Below are 16,320 nucleotides of genomic sequence, written 5' to 3'. Positions count from 1 at the left end.
GCTCATTTCCAGGAGCCATTCCTGCACAATATAGTCTTGTGGAATATATTGAGACATATAGACAACCCTCCGAGCAAGCTCGAAAGGCTCCAATAAGGAACGGCCTGAATTTAACCGATCACACCACGCCTGAAAGCCGTGGCAGACCGGAGCCGCCGCCCACATGTCCCTTCATCAATCAACAATGTCAAAGAACCGCACCGACAATAAAACCGGACAACCAGAAATCCCCGATCCTGTCGGCCGGGAAAATGGCGTCCGTCTATTTGGGCGACCGTCTGGTCCAGCGCCGCTAAGGCGTCGTTCCGTCCGGTGAGGCGGCATATATGGAGGGCATTCCGACCCGTCAAATGCTTTTTGCAATTTTATTTCAGAAATTTTTGGGGGTTGGGCGCTAGAGCCGAGTCACGCGCACAGGCCGACCATCTGGCCAAACAGGAAGAGCGAGATCATGGGGTTGCAGGATGCCGACGCGAATGACGCGGGTTTCGGCGCACGGATAAGGAGCGCGATCTTCTGGCGATCGGGCAGCCAGATCGTGTCGCAGATGATGAGCTGGGTAGTGACACTGGCCGTCATCCGCCTGCTCGATCCGCAGGATTATGGCCTGTTCGCCATGACCCAGGTGATCCTGAACTTCGCCACCTTCCTCAATGGCTATGGGCTGGTCAGCGCCCTCGTGCAGTCCGACCGGGTCGAGCCGCACCGGCTGCGCCAGGCCTTCACCATCATGTTGCTGCTCAATGGCGCGCTGGCCCTGCTCCAACTGGCGATCGCGCCGCTGGCGGCGGACTATTATGACCAGCCGATGGTCGCCGACCTGTTGCGGGTGCAGGCGCTGCTCTACCTGTCCACCCCTTTCCTGTCCGTGCCCGAAGCCATCATGGGCCGGGCGCTGGATTTCAAACGGCCGGCGCTGGTCAACCTGATCGCCGCTGCCGCGTCGGCCGCCGTCGCCCTGACCGGCGCACTGTCAGGATGGGGGGTGTGGACATTGGTGTGGGCGCCGATCGCCGGATTCTGGGTCAAGGCGGCAGGCTATGTGCTGGCGACAGGTTTCCGGCCGATCCCGACCTTCGATTTTCGCGGCACCGGAGCGATGGTCGCCTATGGCGCATCCCTGCTGGGCGGACAGTTGTTCTGGATCGTGCAGAGCCAGGCCGATATCTTCATCGGCGGCCGGGTGCTCGATCCGCATCAACTGGGCCTGTATGCCGAAGCCCTGTTCCTGACCCAGATTTTCGTCAGCAAATTCGTGCCCCCGCTCAACGATGTCGCCTTTCCCGCCTATGCGCGGATGCAGACGGACCTGAGCCGGGTCGCCTGGTCCTTCTGCAAGGCAGTCAAGCTGCTGCTGCTGCTGACCTGCCCCATCTATCTGGGCATGGCGGTGACGGCGGGGCCGCTGGTGGAGACATTGTTCGGCGCGAAATGGCTGGAGATGGCGCCGTTCGTCGCGATCCTGGCGCTCGCCATGCCGTTCATGACGGTGCAGGTGATGTTCGCGCCGGTCAGCAACGCGCTGGGCCGGCCCGGCACGACCGCGCGAGTCGCAGGCGTCGGCGCGATCCTGATGCCCGCCGCCTTCCTGATCGGCATCCAGTTCGGGGCGATCGGCCTGGCCTGGGCATGGCTGATCGCCTTCCCCATCCTGACCGGGGTGACAGCATGGCTGGCCGGCGGGCCGATGGGGCTGCGCGCCGCCGACCTGATTCGCGCCGCCGCGCCGGGGCTGGGCTGTGCGCTGCTGATGGCAGGGGTGGTGATGGCGGTCGACGCGCTGCTGCCGCCGCTGGCCGCGCCGGTCCGGCTGGGCGTGCTGGTGCCGGTGGGCGGGCTGGCCTTCCTCGGCGCGCTGCTGCTGTGCGCGCGCGACACGCTGAAGGAACTGGTCGCGCTGGTGATTCGCCGGGCACCCCCGGTTCAGGCGGTGGCCTGAACCGGGGGTGCCCGGCGAATCAGGCGGTCTGGATATAGTCGCGCAGGGCGGCGGCTTCCGATTCGATGGTGTCGATGCGGAATTTGACGAGATCGCCGATCGAGATCATGCCGACCAGCGCACCGTCCACCACCACGGGCAGATGGCGGATGCGCCGGCGGGTCATCAGCGAGAGGCCGGACATCACCGGCGTATCGGTGTCGATGGTGATGGCGGGCGCGGTCATCACGGTGCCCACGCTCTGGTCCAGCGCCGCCGCGCCATCAAGCGCGACGCGATTGACCAGATCGCGTTCGGAAAAGATGCCGACGACCTGGCCGTCCTCCACCACCGGCACGCAACCGATCCGCTGGTCCGCCAGCAATTTTACGACCGAGAGCAGGCTGTCGGTCGACCGCACCTGAATGACCTCGCTCCCCTTGCGCTGTAAAATCGCTGCGATGCTCATGGCTGCTCTCCTTTTTGCCTTATGCTGGTCCAGGCGCTTGATGATCCCACTTTCGCGGGCCAATGAAAAGACATGACGCACAAGCAAGCCCTGGATGATCCGCAAATTGCCGCCGTCGCCTGGCGCCGGTTCCGACGCATCATGGCGTGGATGGCGCTGGTCGGCGCGATCTGCGTCGGACTGGCGCTGCTCTTCCTCCACTGGCGGTCGGGCGACATGCCGATTCACATGGTGATCGCCACCATATTGGGCGTATGGCTGACCTTCATGCTCGGGACCGGCCTGATGGCGCTGGCCTTCCTGTCGAGCGGGACCGGGCATGACGAACAGGTGATGGACCGATTGAAGGACGAGGTGCCGCTGGATGACTGAACGGGGCGAGGTGCCGCTGGATGACTGAACGGGGCGAGGTGGTGCTGCGGGTGATGCCGCACCTGACCGACATCAACGCCAATGGCCATATATTCGGCGGCTGGGTGCTGAGCCAGATGGACATTGCCGGCGGCATCGTCGCGCACCGGATCGCGCAAGGGCCGGTGGCGACGGTCGCGATCGAAAGCATGGCGTTCATCACGCCCATCCTGCTGGGCGATATCGTGTCGGTCTATGCGACCGAGGCGCGGCGCGGCCGCACCTCAATCGCGATCCGGGTCGATGTGGTGGCGACACGCGGCATCGACCAGCAACAGGTAGAACTGACCAGTGGCGTCTATACATTCGTGGCGCTGGATGCGAATCACCGCCCCCGGCCGCTGCCCCAAGACTGACGCCCCAGCCGTTCACTATAGGCATGGTCGACCGTGGCGTTGGCCGGCACCGTCACGCGCCAGATCCAACTGTCACCGCGCCGCTCCATGCCGGTCGGGCGCGGATCGATATCATGGGGAATGGTGACTTCGGCGGTGATGGGGAAGGGGCGGGCATTGCCGAGGCGGATCGTCCAGTTGCGGCGCTGGCGTGCCTGGTCGGTGAAGCGGGCGGCGATGCGCACGTCAGCGCTGGCCGCGATATCATAATCGACCCGCTCCCCCTCCGCCTTGTCGCCGATATCGGCTTCCCCCGCGAGCAGGCGCATGCCATCGACATTTTCGAAAATCGCCACCCGGCCGGACGGCATGGCGAGGCCCAGGCCATCTTCCTTCCGATTCTGCACGCGCAGACGCAGCGTCATCGGTTGCGATTCGGACGGGCCAAAGACGGTCGCGGCATAGAGGCGTTCGACCTTCACGCCGGGCTGGCGCAGCAAGGCGGCCTGTTTCTGGCCATTGGCAGCGACATCGACCGGCACCGGGACGCGGTAGAGTTTGAGGTCGCCGACATTTTCGGGCGGCGGTGGTGGCGGGGGCGGCGGCGGCGGGGCAGGGGCGGCCATCATCACCCGTCCGGTGACGCGCTGCGCCGAGACGATGATGTCCTCACCGCCAGCCATCTCCATCACGGGCGGCGCAGGCATCTCCACCGGGAAGAGCGCCCAGTTGGGATGGGTGCTGGTGATGTCCATCGGCCAGCATTGCAGGCGCAGCGGACCGCCGGTGGGGCGGGGTTGCGGCCGGCGCGCCTGCTTGTTGGGCTGGCCCGCGATCACCGACAGGCGCGCGTCGGGGAAGCCGGTGACGCCGCCATTGGCAACCGTCAGCCAGGCCATGAGGTCGAGCGTGCCGCCGTCTTGGCCCATGTCCGCGACATAATTGGCGGCCCAGTCGAATCCTTCAGCCAGATAGGTGAGTTGCAAGGTGGCGCGGGTCGGGCGGTCGCTGCTGGCGATCACCGACAGGGTCGGGCGGGGCGACAGGTCAGCGGGCGCGCGCGGATAGAGCATCCGTTCGGGCAGGCCGCTGCACCCCAGCGCCTCATAGCCCTGCGCGGTCTGGACGATGACGCCGCCGGTCGGGCCGGCGCTGATGATCGCGTCCTGATCGATCCGCTTGCCGGTCTTGCGGTCGGTGCGGCGCAGGGTGACGCTGCGCTTGAGATAGGCGTCGACCAGGCCCGCGGGGGAAAGGAGGCGCGCGTCGCGATTCTTTTCGCGAACCCCGCGCGGCATCCCCGACAATATCGCCGTTTCGGGCATCAGCCCTTCGGCCACCCCCTCGAACCGGACGGTCGATTCGCCCTGTGGCAGATCGACGGTGCGGCGTTCGGTGATGAGCGCATAGCCGCCCGGCCAGTTGCGATCGATCGCGCCCTTGGCCCGGCCGGGCTGGCGATAGATGGTGACGGCGACCGATTCAGCCTTTGCAGAGACGATGGTGTCCGCCTGCGCCGGGACGGCCAGCGACCATAACAACAGCGCCAAAAAATACCGTGTTCCCGCGAAGGCGGGAATCCAGATCGGACGTTGAAACCGGGTTCCCGCCTTCGCGGGAACATGGGTTTGATCGTGCAAAAGCCGCATCGCGACCCGCTTCAGTAACGCGAATCGAAGGTGACGTCGAGATCGACCGTGCCGTTCGCGGGCACCGGCACGCTCCATTCGATCCGGTCGGCGGAGACGCGCCTGCCCTCCAGGCTCTGCGCGCTGACACGGGTGTCGCCCCACAGGCCCTGCTGGGCAAGGTCGATGGTCACGGCTTCAGGCCGGGCGTTGGTGAGGGTATAGCGCATCCGGGTTTCCCAGCGCGAACCGCCCTTTTTCGTGCGCTGCTCCACGGTCGGGCGAACCTTCACGTCGAAGGCGTCGCCAGTGCGCAGCGCCATGGAAGACCCCATGGGCGTATGGTCGATGCTGTTTTCGCCGATGAACTGGGGGTCGCCGCGCGCGTCACGCATATAGACGCGGATCGTGCCGGCGGGGAGCTGATCGCCCAGCCCGCCCTGTTTGCTGGTCGAGAATTTGAGCACGCTCGCCGCGCTGACCGGTTCGGCCGAACTGCCGAGCCAGCCATTGACATATTCATAGGTGGCGCGGGCAGGCGCGCCCTTCACGTCGAGGAAGCTGACCTGCTTCTGCTGGGCATTGGCGATCGTGGTACGCTGCGGCAGGGGGTAGAGACAATAGTCGCCCAGCCGTTCACGCGGGCCGCTTTCCGTCCCGGCCTGGTCGATCGCGCCGCTCCCCGCGCCGCCCGACGCCTGCCACCAGTTGGTGCGGCCGCCGCCATTGGCGGGATTGCCCGCGACCAGGATCGTCCGGGCATTGGTGAAGGTCGTGCCCGTATCGTTGGTGAGCGTGACCCAGCCCTGCATGTCCATGGCGCCCCTGGCCGCATCGAACGACGCGACATAATCGGCGGTCCAGCCCAGATTGGGGGTCAGGTAGGAAAGGCGCGCGGGCACCGTGCCGCCGCGCGCCGAATCGACCATGACCGACAGGGTCGGGCGCGCGCGCAGATTGGGCGGCACCTGGTCGAAGATCACCCGCACCGGCAGGCCGTCGTCGCGCAGCACCTCTATCCGCGCGCCGATCTGGAGCACGATGCCGCCATTGGCCGCCAATATCTTCGCGCGCTCGCGGGTTTCGGCGCCGGTGGCGGGATTGGTGCGCAGCAACGTCACCTCCTGCCCGACCGCCTTGTCCATCAGCTTGTCGGGGGAGAGGAGATCATAGTCGAAATTCTGTTCGACGATGGTGAAGCCGGGACCGGAAAGATTGACGGTTTCGGGCCGGATGCGGGCCGACACATCGGGAAATTCGATGCGGTTGCGGCCCTGCGTCACCGCCAGGGCGCGGTCGTCCTGCACCAGCGACTGGCCGTTATTGTAGATGGTGACGGCAACGTCGCCCTGCGCGGTCGCGCCGGTCGGGTCGGTGGCGCTTTGGGTCTGCGCCTGCGCCGCAAGGGGCAGGGCGGTCAGCAGCAGGGGCAGCAGGCGCGCGGCTTTCATCGGCAACTCTCCAGCGATTTGCCAACCTTGTGCCGGATCGCGGCGGGCTTGGAAAGCGGGCATGAAAAAAGGGGCGGCGCATGGCGCGCCACCCCTTTTTGCCTGTCATGCAAAGCGCTTATTCAGCGGCTTCGGTCGTCGTTGCGCGGGGGCGACGGGTGCGCTTCTTGGGCGCTTCGTCGGCCGCCGGTTCAGCGTCATTGTCGGCGCGCGCGATGGAGGGCGGCAGCACGGCGACATCGAAACTTTCGGCGGCTTCGACCGGGGCAGCCTTGCGCGGGCGGCCACGACGCGGACGGGGCGTTTCCGCTTCCGCTTCGGGCGCGGCCTGCACGACCGGCTGGGGCTGCACTTCATGCTGGGGCGCGGGCCGCTGGGGCGCGGGCGCACGGTCCTCGGCCGGCGTGCCGGCCGGCCCCTCTACTCCCAGTTCCTGGGAAACGAAACGGTCGCGGCGGGGACGATCGCGGCGCGGGTTGTTGGCGCCGTCGCGCAGATCGCGATTGCCTCCACGCATGTCGCGGTCGCTGCGGCCTTCGCCGCGCGGTTCGCGATTGTCGCTGCGCGGTTCGCGAAGCTCGGCACGACCTTCGGCCCGTGCATCGCGATTATCGTTGCGGCTTTCGCCGCGCAGGTCGCGATTGTCGCGGCCTTCCTCCGGGCGGCGCTCCTGCTCGCGCGGGGTGCGATCATAAGCGGACTGGTCGCCGCGGAAGTCGTCACCGCCATCATAGCCGCCGTCGAAATCCTCCCCATCCTGGTCGAAATTTTCGTCCCGGTTGCGTGGCCGGGGCTGCTGCTCCTCCTGCCGGGCGCGATTGTCGGCCAGTACGCGGAAATAATGGTCTGCGAACTGCAAATAATATTCGGCATTCACCCGGTCGCCCACCATCTGGGCATCGCGCGCCATGTTCCTGTATTTCTCAAGAAGCTGGGTCGCGTTGCCGCGCGCGCGGTTGTCGATGCGGTTGCCATTGTCGCCGCCGCCCCGATTGTTGTTGCCGTTGGGACGCCCATTATTATTGTTCCGGCCGCGATTGCGGCGGCCGGCCTGCCGGTTGTTGATCAAGACATGATCCTTGCGTTCGCTATGCCAAAATTCACTGAAAACACCGTTCAGTCGCCATCCCCAAAGGGCCCGTACACCGGACCGGATACGGCTCCGCCAGGCATGGCCCTTGCCTGGGACCATCACCTCAACTGCCACCGGCGCCTGCGCAGCGAGCGCCGTCATGACTTTCAGGAGCTGAGAAAACGGCCTTTTCTATCAATAATCTGTGCGACCAGATCATAAAAGGAAGCCGTCTCTATGGCTGATGTAATGGCTTTCGCGCGATAAACCAAGCAATTTTCGCTTTCCCGGCGGGAAATCGGCTGTTGTTTACCGTGGATGAGTCGCGATCAGGCAGCGGTCATGCCCGGCCAGGTCTTGCCGGGCCGTGACCGCCAGCCCCTGCGCCGCCAGCAGGGCGGAAACGCTGTCGCGTTGCGCATGGCCGATCTCGATCGCGGCCATGCCACCGGGCGCGATCAGGCGGGGCAGGTCGGGGGCGATGCGGCGATAGTCGTCCAGGCCGTCCGCCCCGGCGAACAGCGCGCCGGGCGGATCGCGCAGCACATCGCCCGACAATGGCTCGTCCACGCCGATATAGGGCGGGTTGACGAGCAGCAGATCGAACGGGCCGGCGACCCCGGCGGCCCAGTCGCCAAGGCGAAAGTCGGCGCGCGGCGCAAGGCCAAGCCGCGCCGCATTGTCCCGCGCCACGGCGAGTGCGGCGGGGGAAGCATCGATGCCGACCCCGCGCGCCTGCGGCCACTGGCTGAGCGCCGCCAGCAGCAGAGCGCCCGACCCAGTGCCAAGGTCGAGCAGGGTGGCGGGCGGGGCCGCGCGGAAATGATCGACCGCCGCCTCGATCAGGGTTTCGCTGTCAGGTCGGGGGATCAGCGTGTCGGGCGTGACGCGCAGGCTGATCGTCCAGAAATCGCGCGTGCCCAGGATATGCGCGATCGGCTCGCCCGACAGGCGCCGGTCGAGCAAGGCCGCGAAACCTGCGGGCGGCGGCAGATCGCGCTGGCGCAGCAGCATGTCGGCGCGCGACAGGCCCAGCGCATGGGCCATCAGCAATTCGGCGTCCAGCCGCGCGGTGTCGCTGGTGACAGCGAGGCGGACAGTTGCAGCACGCAGGGTGTCGCCAACGCCCGCATCCGATGACGGGGGAAGAGTGGCGGTCAAGCCACCCCGTCCAGTTGCGCCAGCCGTGCGGCTTCATCTTCGGCGATCAGGGCGTCGATGATTTCGGCCAGGCCCGGTCCTTCCAGGATTTCGGGCAGGCGGTGCAGGGTCAGGTTGATACGGTGGTCGGTGACGCGGCCCTGCGGGAAATTATAGGTGCGGATGCGTTCGGAGCGGTCGCCCGAACCGACCATCGCCTTGCGCGCGCCGGCCTGTTCGCTGTGGGCGCGCTCGCGCTCGGCTTCGTAGAGGCGGGCGCGCAGCACCTGCAACGCCTTCGCCTTGTTCTTGTGCTGGGAGCGTTCGTCCTGCTGGATGACGACAAGCCCGCTGGGCAGATGGGTGATGCGGACGGCCGAATCGGTGGTGTTGACATGCTGGCCGCCGGCACCGCTGGCGCGGTAGATGTCGATCTTGAGGTCGGAATCGGCGATCTGCACGTCCACCTCCTCCGGTTCGGGCAGGATCGCGACGGTGGCCGCGCTGGTGTGGATGCGCCCGCCGCTTTCGGTCGCGGGAACGCGCTGGACTCGGTGGACGCCGCTCTCGAACTTGAGCTTCGCGAAGACACCCGCGCCGTTGACGCTGGCGACGACTTCCTTGAACCCGCCCTGTTCGGAGGCGTTGGCGGACAGCATCTCCAGCTTCCAGCCCTGGCTGTCGGCATAGCGCTGATACATGCGGAACAGGTCGCCGGCGAACAGCGCCGCTTCATCGCCGCCGGTGCCGGCGCGGATTTCCAGCATCGCCGGGCGCGCATCGGCGGCGTCGCGGGGAAGCAATTGCAGCGCGAGTGCGCGCTCGGCGGCAGGCAACTGGCTCTTGAGCAGTTGCATTTCCTCCTGCGCCATTTCGCGCATCAGGGGATCGGCTTCCTCGCCCCCGGTCATCGTTTCCAGCGCGGCCAGTTCCTGCCGCAAGCGGCGCAGTTCGCGCGCGGCGTTGGCGACCGGCTCGATCTCGGCATATTCCTTGGACAGTTTGACGAACGCATCGGCGGGCAGATCGGCGCGCGTCATCGACGCCTGCACCTCATCCCGGCGCGCCTCGATCTGCGCGATGCGTTCGGCGGAAATGTGCATTAGTTGCGATCTGGCCCAAACACTTTGGCTTCACCGCCATCCACAATATCGGCGATATTATCGAAAACGGCATAATCCGTATCCACGAACACTCGCTCGATAATTTGCAGGGTTGAGCCAAAATCCACTGATTGTCCGTTAGGAAATCGCAAGCGCATATTGGCTAGCTGTGTCTCAGCAACGACGTTCCGATCAAACGTCATAATCAATTCTGGCTTGAGCTTTCTAGCTTTATCGAAGCGCTTTCGAGGTGCACCGACTGCCACCAACTCACAGCTTAGACTGCGGCGCCGGAGTTCCGCCGTCAGCCATATTCCGAAATTTGAGAGCGCATCGTCCTCAATGACAATCGCAATGGTTGGTCGATAAACCTCCGGCGCATCCACCAGCATCGCCAGCCGCTCGATCCCGGCCGCCCAGCCGACCGCCGGGGTCGCGGGGCCACCCAGATTCTCGATCAGGCCATCGTAACGCCCGCCGCCCAGCACCGTGCCCTGCGCGCCCAGCCGGTCGGTCACGAATTCGAACGCGGTGTGGCGATAATAATCGAGGCCGCGGACCAGCCGGGCGTTGCGTTCCCAGGCCACCCCTGCGGCATCCAGCCCCGCCGTCACCTTCTCGAAGAAGCTGCGCGCTTCGTCGGTGAGGTAGGCGTCGATATCCGGCGCGCTGTCGGCGACCGGGCGGTCGCGCGGGTCTTTGCTGTCGAGGATGCGCAGCGGGTTCTTGGCGAGGCGTTCGACGCTATCTTCCGATAACTGGTCCCTGTGCGCTTCGAAATGGGCGATCAGCGCCGCGCGCCAGGCGTCGCGGCTCGGCCCGTCGCCCAGCGTGTTGAGGGTCAGCGTCACGCCGTCCGACACGCCCAGTTCCCTGAGCAACTGGTCGGCCATGACCAGCAGTTCCACGTCCGCGCCCGGTTCGGCCGCGCCGATGATTTCGGCGTCGAGCTGGTGGAACTGGCGGAAGCGGCCCTTTTGGGGCCTCTCGTAGCGGAACAAAGGCCCGTGGGTCGCGACTTTCAGCGGCGCATATTGCTGCCAGCCTTCGGTGATATAGGCGCGGCTGATTCCGGCGGTGAATTCGGGGCGCAGGGTGATGCTGTCGCCGCCGCGATCCTGGAACGTGTACATCTCCTTCGAGACGACATCGGTGCTTTCGCCCAGCGAGCGGGCGAATACGGCGGTGGATTCGAACACCGGCACTTCGACCCGCTGGAAACCGTAGAGTTTGCGGACCCGGTCGAAGGTCGCGACCACATGGGCAAAGCGTTCCGCAAACGCCTCCGCCGTGCCGCCCAACATGTCCTGCGTGCCGCGCACCGGGCGCGGCGTTTCGATCTTTGCCATGGGGCAGCGCCTTTAGCCGCAATTCATCCCCATGGAAACGCGCTTTTTACAGCCGTCCATCAGGGGTGGACGACGCGCCACAGCCTCGCCATGCTAAGGGGTAATCGGGCCGGACGGTCCCACCCATCTTTCTGGAGACATCCATGATCCGCAGCCTTGCTGCCGCCTTCTGCCTTTCCACGGCGATTGCCAGCCCGCTTTTCGCGCAGGACGCCATCCGGTCCAAGCCGACCGCGCTGCCCGTCGACACCGCCGTACCTGTACCAAAGGACACCCCCTATCCCGGCGGCACGATCCGCCTGGAGGTCGATGCGACCGACACCAGCCAGCGCATCTTCCGCGTGAAGGAGACGATCCCCGTCGCCGCCGCAGGGCCATTGACGCTGATGATGCCGCAATGGCTGCCGGGCAATCATGCGCCGCGCGGGGCGATCGAGAAGCTCACGGGCCTGACCTTCACCGCCAATGGCCAGCCGGTCGCGTGGAAGCGCGATCCGCTGAACGTCTATGCCTTCCAGATCGACGTGCCGCAGGGCGCGACGCAGGTGGTGGCGCAGTTCCAGTTCCTGTCGGCGACCGCCGGCAATCAGGGCCGCGTCGTGGTGACGCCCAAGATGCTGAATATCCAGTGGGAAAGCGTGTCGCTCTATCCGGCGGGCTATTATACGCGGCAGATCCCGATCCAGCCGACCGTCACCTATCCCGCCGGCTGGCAGGCCGCGACCGCGCTGCGCGGCACGAAAACGGGCAATGTCGTTGCCTATGAAACGATCGACTATGAAGCGTTGCAGGATTCGCCGGTGTTCGCCGGCCGCTATTTCAAGCCGGTGGACCTGGGCAGCAACGTGACGCTCAACATCGTCGCCGACGATGCCGACGAACTGGAGTTCAAGCCCGATCAGATCGCCAAACACAGGAAGCTGGTCGCCGAAGCGGGCGCGCTGTTCGGCGCCTGGCATTTCAACCATTATGATTTTCTGCTGGCCATCACCGACGAGATGGGCGGGATCGGCCTGGAACATCATCGCAGTTCGGAAAATCAGGTCGAGCCGGGCTATTTCAAGAAATGGGATTCGGGCGATGCGCTGCTGGACCGCAACCTGTTGCCGCATGAATTCACCCATAGCTGGGACGGCAAGTTCCGCCGCCCCGACCTGCTCTGGACGCCCGATTTCAACGTGCCGATGCAGGATAATCTGCTGTGGGTGTATGAAGGCCAGACGCAATTCTGGGGCTATGTGCTGGGCGCGCGGTCGGGGATGTTCTCCAAGGCCGAAACGCTGGACGCCTATGCCCAGATCGCGGCCAAACTGGACACGGCGGTCGGACGGCAATGGCGTCCGATGGAGGACACCACCCATGACCCCATCATTTCGGCCCGCCGCCCCAAGGGCTGGGCGAGCTGGCAGCGGTCGGAGGATTATTACAACGAAGGGCTGATGATCTGGCTGGAGGCCGACGCGATCATCGCCAGGGCAACGCGGGGCAAGAAGGGCCTCGACGATTTCGCCAAGACCTTTTTCGGCATCAATCCGGGCGACTGGGGGCAGGTCGTCTATAATCGGGGCGACGTCATCAGGACGCTGAACGATATCGCGCCCTATGACTGGGCGGGTTTCTTCCAGAAATATGTCGATTCGCCCACCCGCGAAACGCCCAAGGGCGGCTTCATTCTGGGCGGCTACAAGCTGGTCTATGGCGACACGCCCAATGCCATCACCAAGGCGAGCGAAGGCGCCAACAAGATGGTCGACCAGAGTTTCGGCATCGGCGCGATCGTCAAGAATGACGGCGAGATCAGCGGCGTCACCTGGGACAGCGCGGCGTTCAAGGCCGGGCTGGCGGTCGGGTCCAGGATCCTGGCGGTCAATGGCGACGAATTTTCGGGCGATGTGTGGAAAGCGGCGATCAGCGCAAAGACGCCGATCCAGATCATCCTAAAGCAGGATAAATACTATCGCACTTTGACACTCGATTATTCGGGCGGGCTGCGCTATCCGCGCCTCGAAAAGACAGGAGAGGGTGAAGGCAGTCTCGATCGACTGCTCAAACCGAGAACATAATCACCCATAAGACAACTGTAGCAAAAGGCGTTTCCATGAACATCGAACTGATCCCGGTCGGCGACGATCCACCCAACAGCCTGAACGTCATCATCGAAGTGCCGGTCGGCGGCGAGCCGGTGAAATATGAATTCGACAAGGCTTCGGGCGCGCTGTTCGTGGACCGCATCCTGCACACGCCGATGCGTTATCCGGCCAATTACGGCTTCGTGCCGCATACCCTGTCGCCCGATGGCGATCCGCTCGACGCGCTGGTGATCGCCCGGTCGCCCTTCGTCCCCGGATCGGTGGTGCGCGCGCGGCCGATCGCGGTGCTCAACCTGGAAGACGAAGCCGGCGGCGACGAGAAGCTGGTCTGCGTGCCCGACAACAAGACCTTCCCTTATTATTCGGACGTGGGTGAAAAGGACGACCTGCCCGGCATCGTGATGGAGCAGATCGAGCATTTCTTCACCCATTACAAGGACCTGGAAAAGACCAAATGGGTGCGGATCGGCACCTGGGGCGGGGCTGACGACGCCCGGCAGATCACGCTGGAAGCGATCGAACGCTACAAGGCGAGCAAGAAGGCGGCATAAGGCCGGTTTCGGTTGGAACGAAAAAGGCCGGGTGGAGCAATCCATCCGGCCTTTTTCGTCATCCATGTTCCGCGCTCCCGCGAAGGCGGGAACATGGGACATTCAAATCAATCGGTCCGCGTCCAGCGCCATGGCCAGCGAATCGCGGCCCTTGGGCAGGCGGGCATGGAGCCGCGCATCGGCTTCGACCAGCCGATCCACCCCGGCCTCCAGTTGTGCCGTGTCCAGCGTGAAGGGCAGGCGCAGGAAACGCTCGAACGCGCCGCCGACGCCGAAGCGCGGCCCGGCGGCGACGCGCACCCCCAGGCTTTCGGCCAGCGCGGCCAGCGCCGTTGCTTCGGCGCGGGGCAGTTCGGCCCAGAGCGACAGGCCGCCGGCCGGCGATTCGACACGCCAGTGCGGAAGGCGCTGTTCGATCAGGCCCGTCAGATGATCGCGCCGGTCCCGCAACAGGCCGGCCCGTTCGCCAAGGCCGACATCGGCATCGATCAGTTGCCCGACGGCGATCTGCTCGATCACCGGGCTGGCCATGTCCATCGTCGTGCGCAGGCGCCCCAGCGCGGCGATCGTCTGCGCGTCGGCGCGAATCCAGCCGACGCGCAAGCCGCCCCAGAAGATCTTGCTGGCCGATCCCATCGTGATGACCTGCCGCCCCGACGGATCGTGCATCGCCACCGGCGGCGGTGGCGCGAAGTCGAGGCCCATCGCCACCATCGTTTCGTCGATGATCAGCGGGGTATGGCTGCGCGTGGCCGCCGCCACCAGTGCGCAGCGGGTGGCAGGATCCATGCTGCGCCCGGTGGGATTGTGAAAATCGGCGATGACATAGGCGAAACGCGGCGCGGTCTGGCGGAACGCCGCCTCCATCGCATCAATGTCCCACCCCTGGCGCGGCAGGCCGACCGGCACCGGCACGACATGGGCGCGCTGCAACGCCTGGATGGCGTTATGATAGGTCGGGTGGTCGATCACCGCCCGGTCGCCCGGCCCGGCCAGCCATTGCAGCAGCAGCGAAAAGCCCTGCTGCGCCCCGTTCGTCACCATGATCTGGTCGGGCGAGGTGGGGCAGCCGCGCCGGTCGAACTGCGCCGCGATCGCCCGGCGCAGCACCATCAGGCCAAGCGGATCATAGCCAAGGTCGCCCAGATAGGCCGGCAGCGCCTCCACCGCATGGGCATAGGCACGCGCGACGCCGGGCGCGGCGGGCAGGGCGGCATGGGTCCAGTTGAGCAGGTTGCCGCCGCTCGCCGTGTCGATCTCTCCCTGCGGCGCTTCGATCCGGCCGGGGGGCAGGCGGGTGACGCTGCCCGATCCCTGGCGGCTTTCCAGAAAGCCTTCATCGCGCAGCCGGTCGAAGGCGGCAGCGACGGTCGTGCGCGACAGGCCCAGCGCGGCGGCCAGTTCGCGCTCGCCCGGCAGGCGGACATTGAGGCCGACCCGGCCATCCAGCACCAGCATCCGCAGCGCCTGCGCAAGCTGGCGATAGGCCGGTTCGGCGCTGTCCTGCGCGCGCCACGCGCCCAGCAGGCGCAGGAGGGACGGGGGGCGGAGCAGCGAAGTGGACATGGGCTTCATTCCGGTCTGGCCAGTGATGAAAGGCCATTTATGCCAGACTGGTCCTTTTGGAAAAGGCCAATTGTGGAGAAGAAGCCTGCCCATGATGCTATATCGCCGCCTGTTTCAACTGTCCTGGGGCCTGTGCCTCTATGGTTTCGCCATGGCGCTGATGCTGCGCGCCAATCTGGGGCTGGACCCCTGGGACGTGCTGCATCAGGGGCTTGCCCCGCGCATGGGGCTGAGCTTTGGCATGACCGTCAATGCGATCGGCGCGGTCGTGCTGCTGGCATGGTGGCCGCTGCGCCAATGGCCGGGAATCGGCACGGTCGCCAACATCATCATGATCGGGACGGCGGTGGACCTGTCGCTGATGATCCTGCCCATGCCGGAAGGCTATGCGATGCGCGCGGCCTGGCTGGGGGCCGGGATCATCCTCAACGGCATTGCCGGGGGCGCCTATATCGGCGCGGGGCTGGGGCCGGGACCGCGCGACGGCCTGATGACCGGGCTGTGCCGCCGGACGGACATGCCGGTCAAATGGGTGCGGACGGGAATAGAGATCGGCGTGCTGGCGATCGGCTGGCTGCTGGGCGGCACGGTGGAGGTGGGCACAATCCTCTATGCCGCGACGATCGGCTGGATCGTCCATCATGCCCTGCCGTTCTTCCGCATCGCTGAAATCGAGCGGCCGGCGTCGGCCTGACCCTGGGCCTCGCTACCCCGCGATCAACCGGACAGAGGCGTTCGCCACCCAGCCACTGACGCAGGGGCCATCATAAGCCTGCTTGCGTTCGACGGGAGACGCGACGCCGCAATCAGCAGCTTCACTGGCATTTTCGCCCGCCAGGGCAGGCGGAACGACCACGCCCAGCCATTTCTGGTCGAAGCTGCGGGTACAGATGAAGGCACGCTCGCCCTCCGCCAGCGTCGCCAGCGCCTTCGCCTCGGCAAAGGGCGCGGCGCGCACCGCCAACCCCTTTGGTCCCACGCGCATCACCTGTCCCAGACTGCCGCAGGCGTCGAGTTGCGGCCCGTCCTCGCCGATCGTCACCGGCCGGACGATAGCGGAATCCAGCCGGGTTTCACTGACATCCTCGCGCGGTGCGCCGGCAAGAGAGCTGTTGGGCAATTCTTCCAGCACGTCATTGCTTTTCGAACAGCCCGACAGCGCCATCAAAGGCAGCATCATCAGGGACAGGCATTTCGGGGGCAATATCGGGCGCATGAAGGCCGTGATAGACCGCCC

At 65.7% G+C, this 16,320-nt stretch carries 16 protein-coding genes; 7 read left to right on the top strand and 9 right to left on the bottom strand.

Annotation, left to right across the window (positions count from 1 at the left end; all coding sequences use genetic code 11):
- On the top strand, positions 1–296 hold a 296-nt coding region (locus Q4610_RS12515), incomplete at its 5' end, for a hypothetical protein (protein WP_304536281.1).
- Positions 297–451: 155 nt separating this feature from the next.
- Positions 452–1,939 (top strand): lipopolysaccharide biosynthesis protein, encoded by a 1,488-nt coding sequence (locus tag Q4610_RS12510; RefSeq protein WP_304536280.1) that lies wholly within the window; start codon positions 452–454, stop codon positions 1,937–1,939.
- Positions 1,940–1,958: 19 nt separating this feature from the next.
- On the opposite strand, the gene Q4610_RS12505 is transcribed toward Q4610_RS12510, so the two are convergent.
- A complete protein-coding gene (locus Q4610_RS12505) occupies positions 1,959–2,387 on the bottom strand; it encodes a CBS domain-containing protein (protein ID WP_304536279.1) in 429 nt (142 codons plus the stop codon).
- Positions 2,388–2,459: 72 nt separating this feature from the next.
- Between Q4610_RS12505 and Q4610_RS12500 the strand changes: the two genes are divergently transcribed.
- A complete protein-coding gene (locus tag Q4610_RS12500) occupies positions 2,460–2,759 on the top strand; it encodes a hypothetical protein (RefSeq protein ID WP_304536278.1) in 300 nt (99 codons plus the stop codon).
- Between the two features lie 20 nt (positions 2,760–2,779).
- A complete protein-coding gene (locus tag Q4610_RS12495) occupies positions 2,780–3,154 on the top strand; it encodes an acyl-CoA thioesterase (protein WP_304536277.1) in 375 nt (124 codons plus the stop codon).
- On the opposite strand, the gene Q4610_RS12490 is transcribed toward Q4610_RS12495, so the two are convergent.
- From Q4610_RS12490 to hisS, 6 genes are all read right to left on the bottom strand, one after another.
- Complete coding sequence (locus tag Q4610_RS12490) at positions 3,124–4,683, bottom strand: DUF4139 domain-containing protein (protein ID WP_304536276.1); 1,560 nt, start codon at positions 4,681–4,683, stop codon at positions 3,124–3,126. The two genes, Q4610_RS12495 and Q4610_RS12490, sit on opposite strands and share 31 nt — an antisense overlap.
- A 110-nt stretch (positions 4,684–4,793) precedes the next feature.
- Positions 4,794–6,212: a DUF4139 domain-containing protein gene (locus Q4610_RS12485; protein WP_304536275.1), complete on the bottom strand. Its 1,419-nt coding sequence runs from the start codon at positions 6,210–6,212 to the stop codon at positions 4,794–4,796.
- 118 nt (positions 6,213–6,330) lie between these two features.
- A complete protein-coding gene (locus Q4610_RS12480; protein WP_304536274.1) occupies positions 6,331–7,281 on the bottom strand; it encodes a DUF4167 domain-containing protein in 951 nt (316 codons plus the stop codon).
- A 312-nt stretch (positions 7,282–7,593) separates the two neighbouring features.
- Positions 7,594–8,445 carry a peptide chain release factor N(5)-glutamine methyltransferase gene (gene prmC, locus Q4610_RS12475; protein WP_304536273.1) on the bottom strand — a complete coding sequence of 284 codons (852 nt, stop codon included), beginning with the start codon at positions 8,443–8,445 and terminating at the stop codon, positions 7,594–7,596.
- Positions 8,442–9,527, bottom strand: coding sequence for a peptide chain release factor 1 (prfA, locus tag Q4610_RS12470; RefSeq protein WP_304536272.1), 1,086 nt, complete (start codon positions 9,525–9,527; stop codon positions 8,442–8,444). Before prfA ends, prmC begins: the two co-directional genes overlap by 4 nt.
- Positions 9,527–10,876, bottom strand: coding sequence for a histidine--tRNA ligase (hisS, locus tag Q4610_RS12465; protein ID WP_304536271.1), 1,350 nt, complete (start codon positions 10,874–10,876; stop codon positions 9,527–9,529). Before hisS ends, prfA begins: the two co-directional genes overlap by 1 nt.
- Before the next feature lie 143 nt (positions 10,877–11,019).
- Here hisS and Q4610_RS12460 point away from each other — a divergent pair, with 143 nt between their 5' ends.
- Both Q4610_RS12460 and ppa read left to right on the top strand, forming a co-directional pair.
- Positions 11,020–12,939: a M61 family metallopeptidase gene (locus tag Q4610_RS12460; RefSeq protein WP_304536270.1), complete on the top strand. Its 1,920-nt coding sequence runs from the start codon at positions 11,020–11,022 to the stop codon at positions 12,937–12,939.
- A gap of 35 nt (positions 12,940–12,974) precedes the next feature.
- Positions 12,975–13,517: an inorganic diphosphatase gene (ppa, locus tag Q4610_RS12455; RefSeq protein ID WP_304536269.1), complete on the top strand. Its 543-nt coding sequence runs from the start codon at positions 12,975–12,977 to the stop codon at positions 13,515–13,517.
- 102 nt (positions 13,518–13,619) lie between these two features.
- Here the strand turns inward: ppa and yczR are convergent, their stop codons facing one another.
- Positions 13,620–15,083, bottom strand: a complete 1,464-nt coding sequence (gene yczR / locus Q4610_RS12450) for a MocR-like transcription factor YczR (RefSeq protein WP_304536268.1) — start codon at positions 15,081–15,083, stop codon at positions 13,620–13,622.
- A 91-nt stretch (positions 15,084–15,174) separates the two neighbouring features.
- Between yczR and yczE the strand changes: the two genes are divergently transcribed.
- The gene (gene yczE / locus Q4610_RS12445; RefSeq protein WP_304536267.1) at positions 15,175–15,777 is read left to right on the top strand and encodes a membrane protein YczE; all 603 of its coding nucleotides are present in this window, start codon (positions 15,175–15,177) and stop codon (positions 15,775–15,777) included.
- 12 nt (positions 15,778–15,789) lie between these two features.
- On the opposite strand, the gene Q4610_RS12440 is transcribed toward yczE, so the two are convergent.
- On the bottom strand, positions 15,790–16,263 hold the full coding sequence (locus Q4610_RS12440; protein WP_304536266.1) for a hypothetical protein: 474 nt from the start codon (positions 16,261–16,263) through the stop codon (positions 15,790–15,792).
- Positions 16,264–16,320 lie beyond the last annotated feature (57 nt).

It is taken from the genome of Sphingobium cyanobacteriorum, assembly GCF_030580935.1.
Taxonomy (GTDB): domain Bacteria; phylum Pseudomonadota; class Alphaproteobacteria; order Sphingomonadales; family Sphingomonadaceae; genus Sphingobium; species Sphingobium cyanobacteriorum.
Note: the sequence above shows the minus strand (reverse complement) of the source record. Positions and strands in the feature narration are given on the sequence as shown.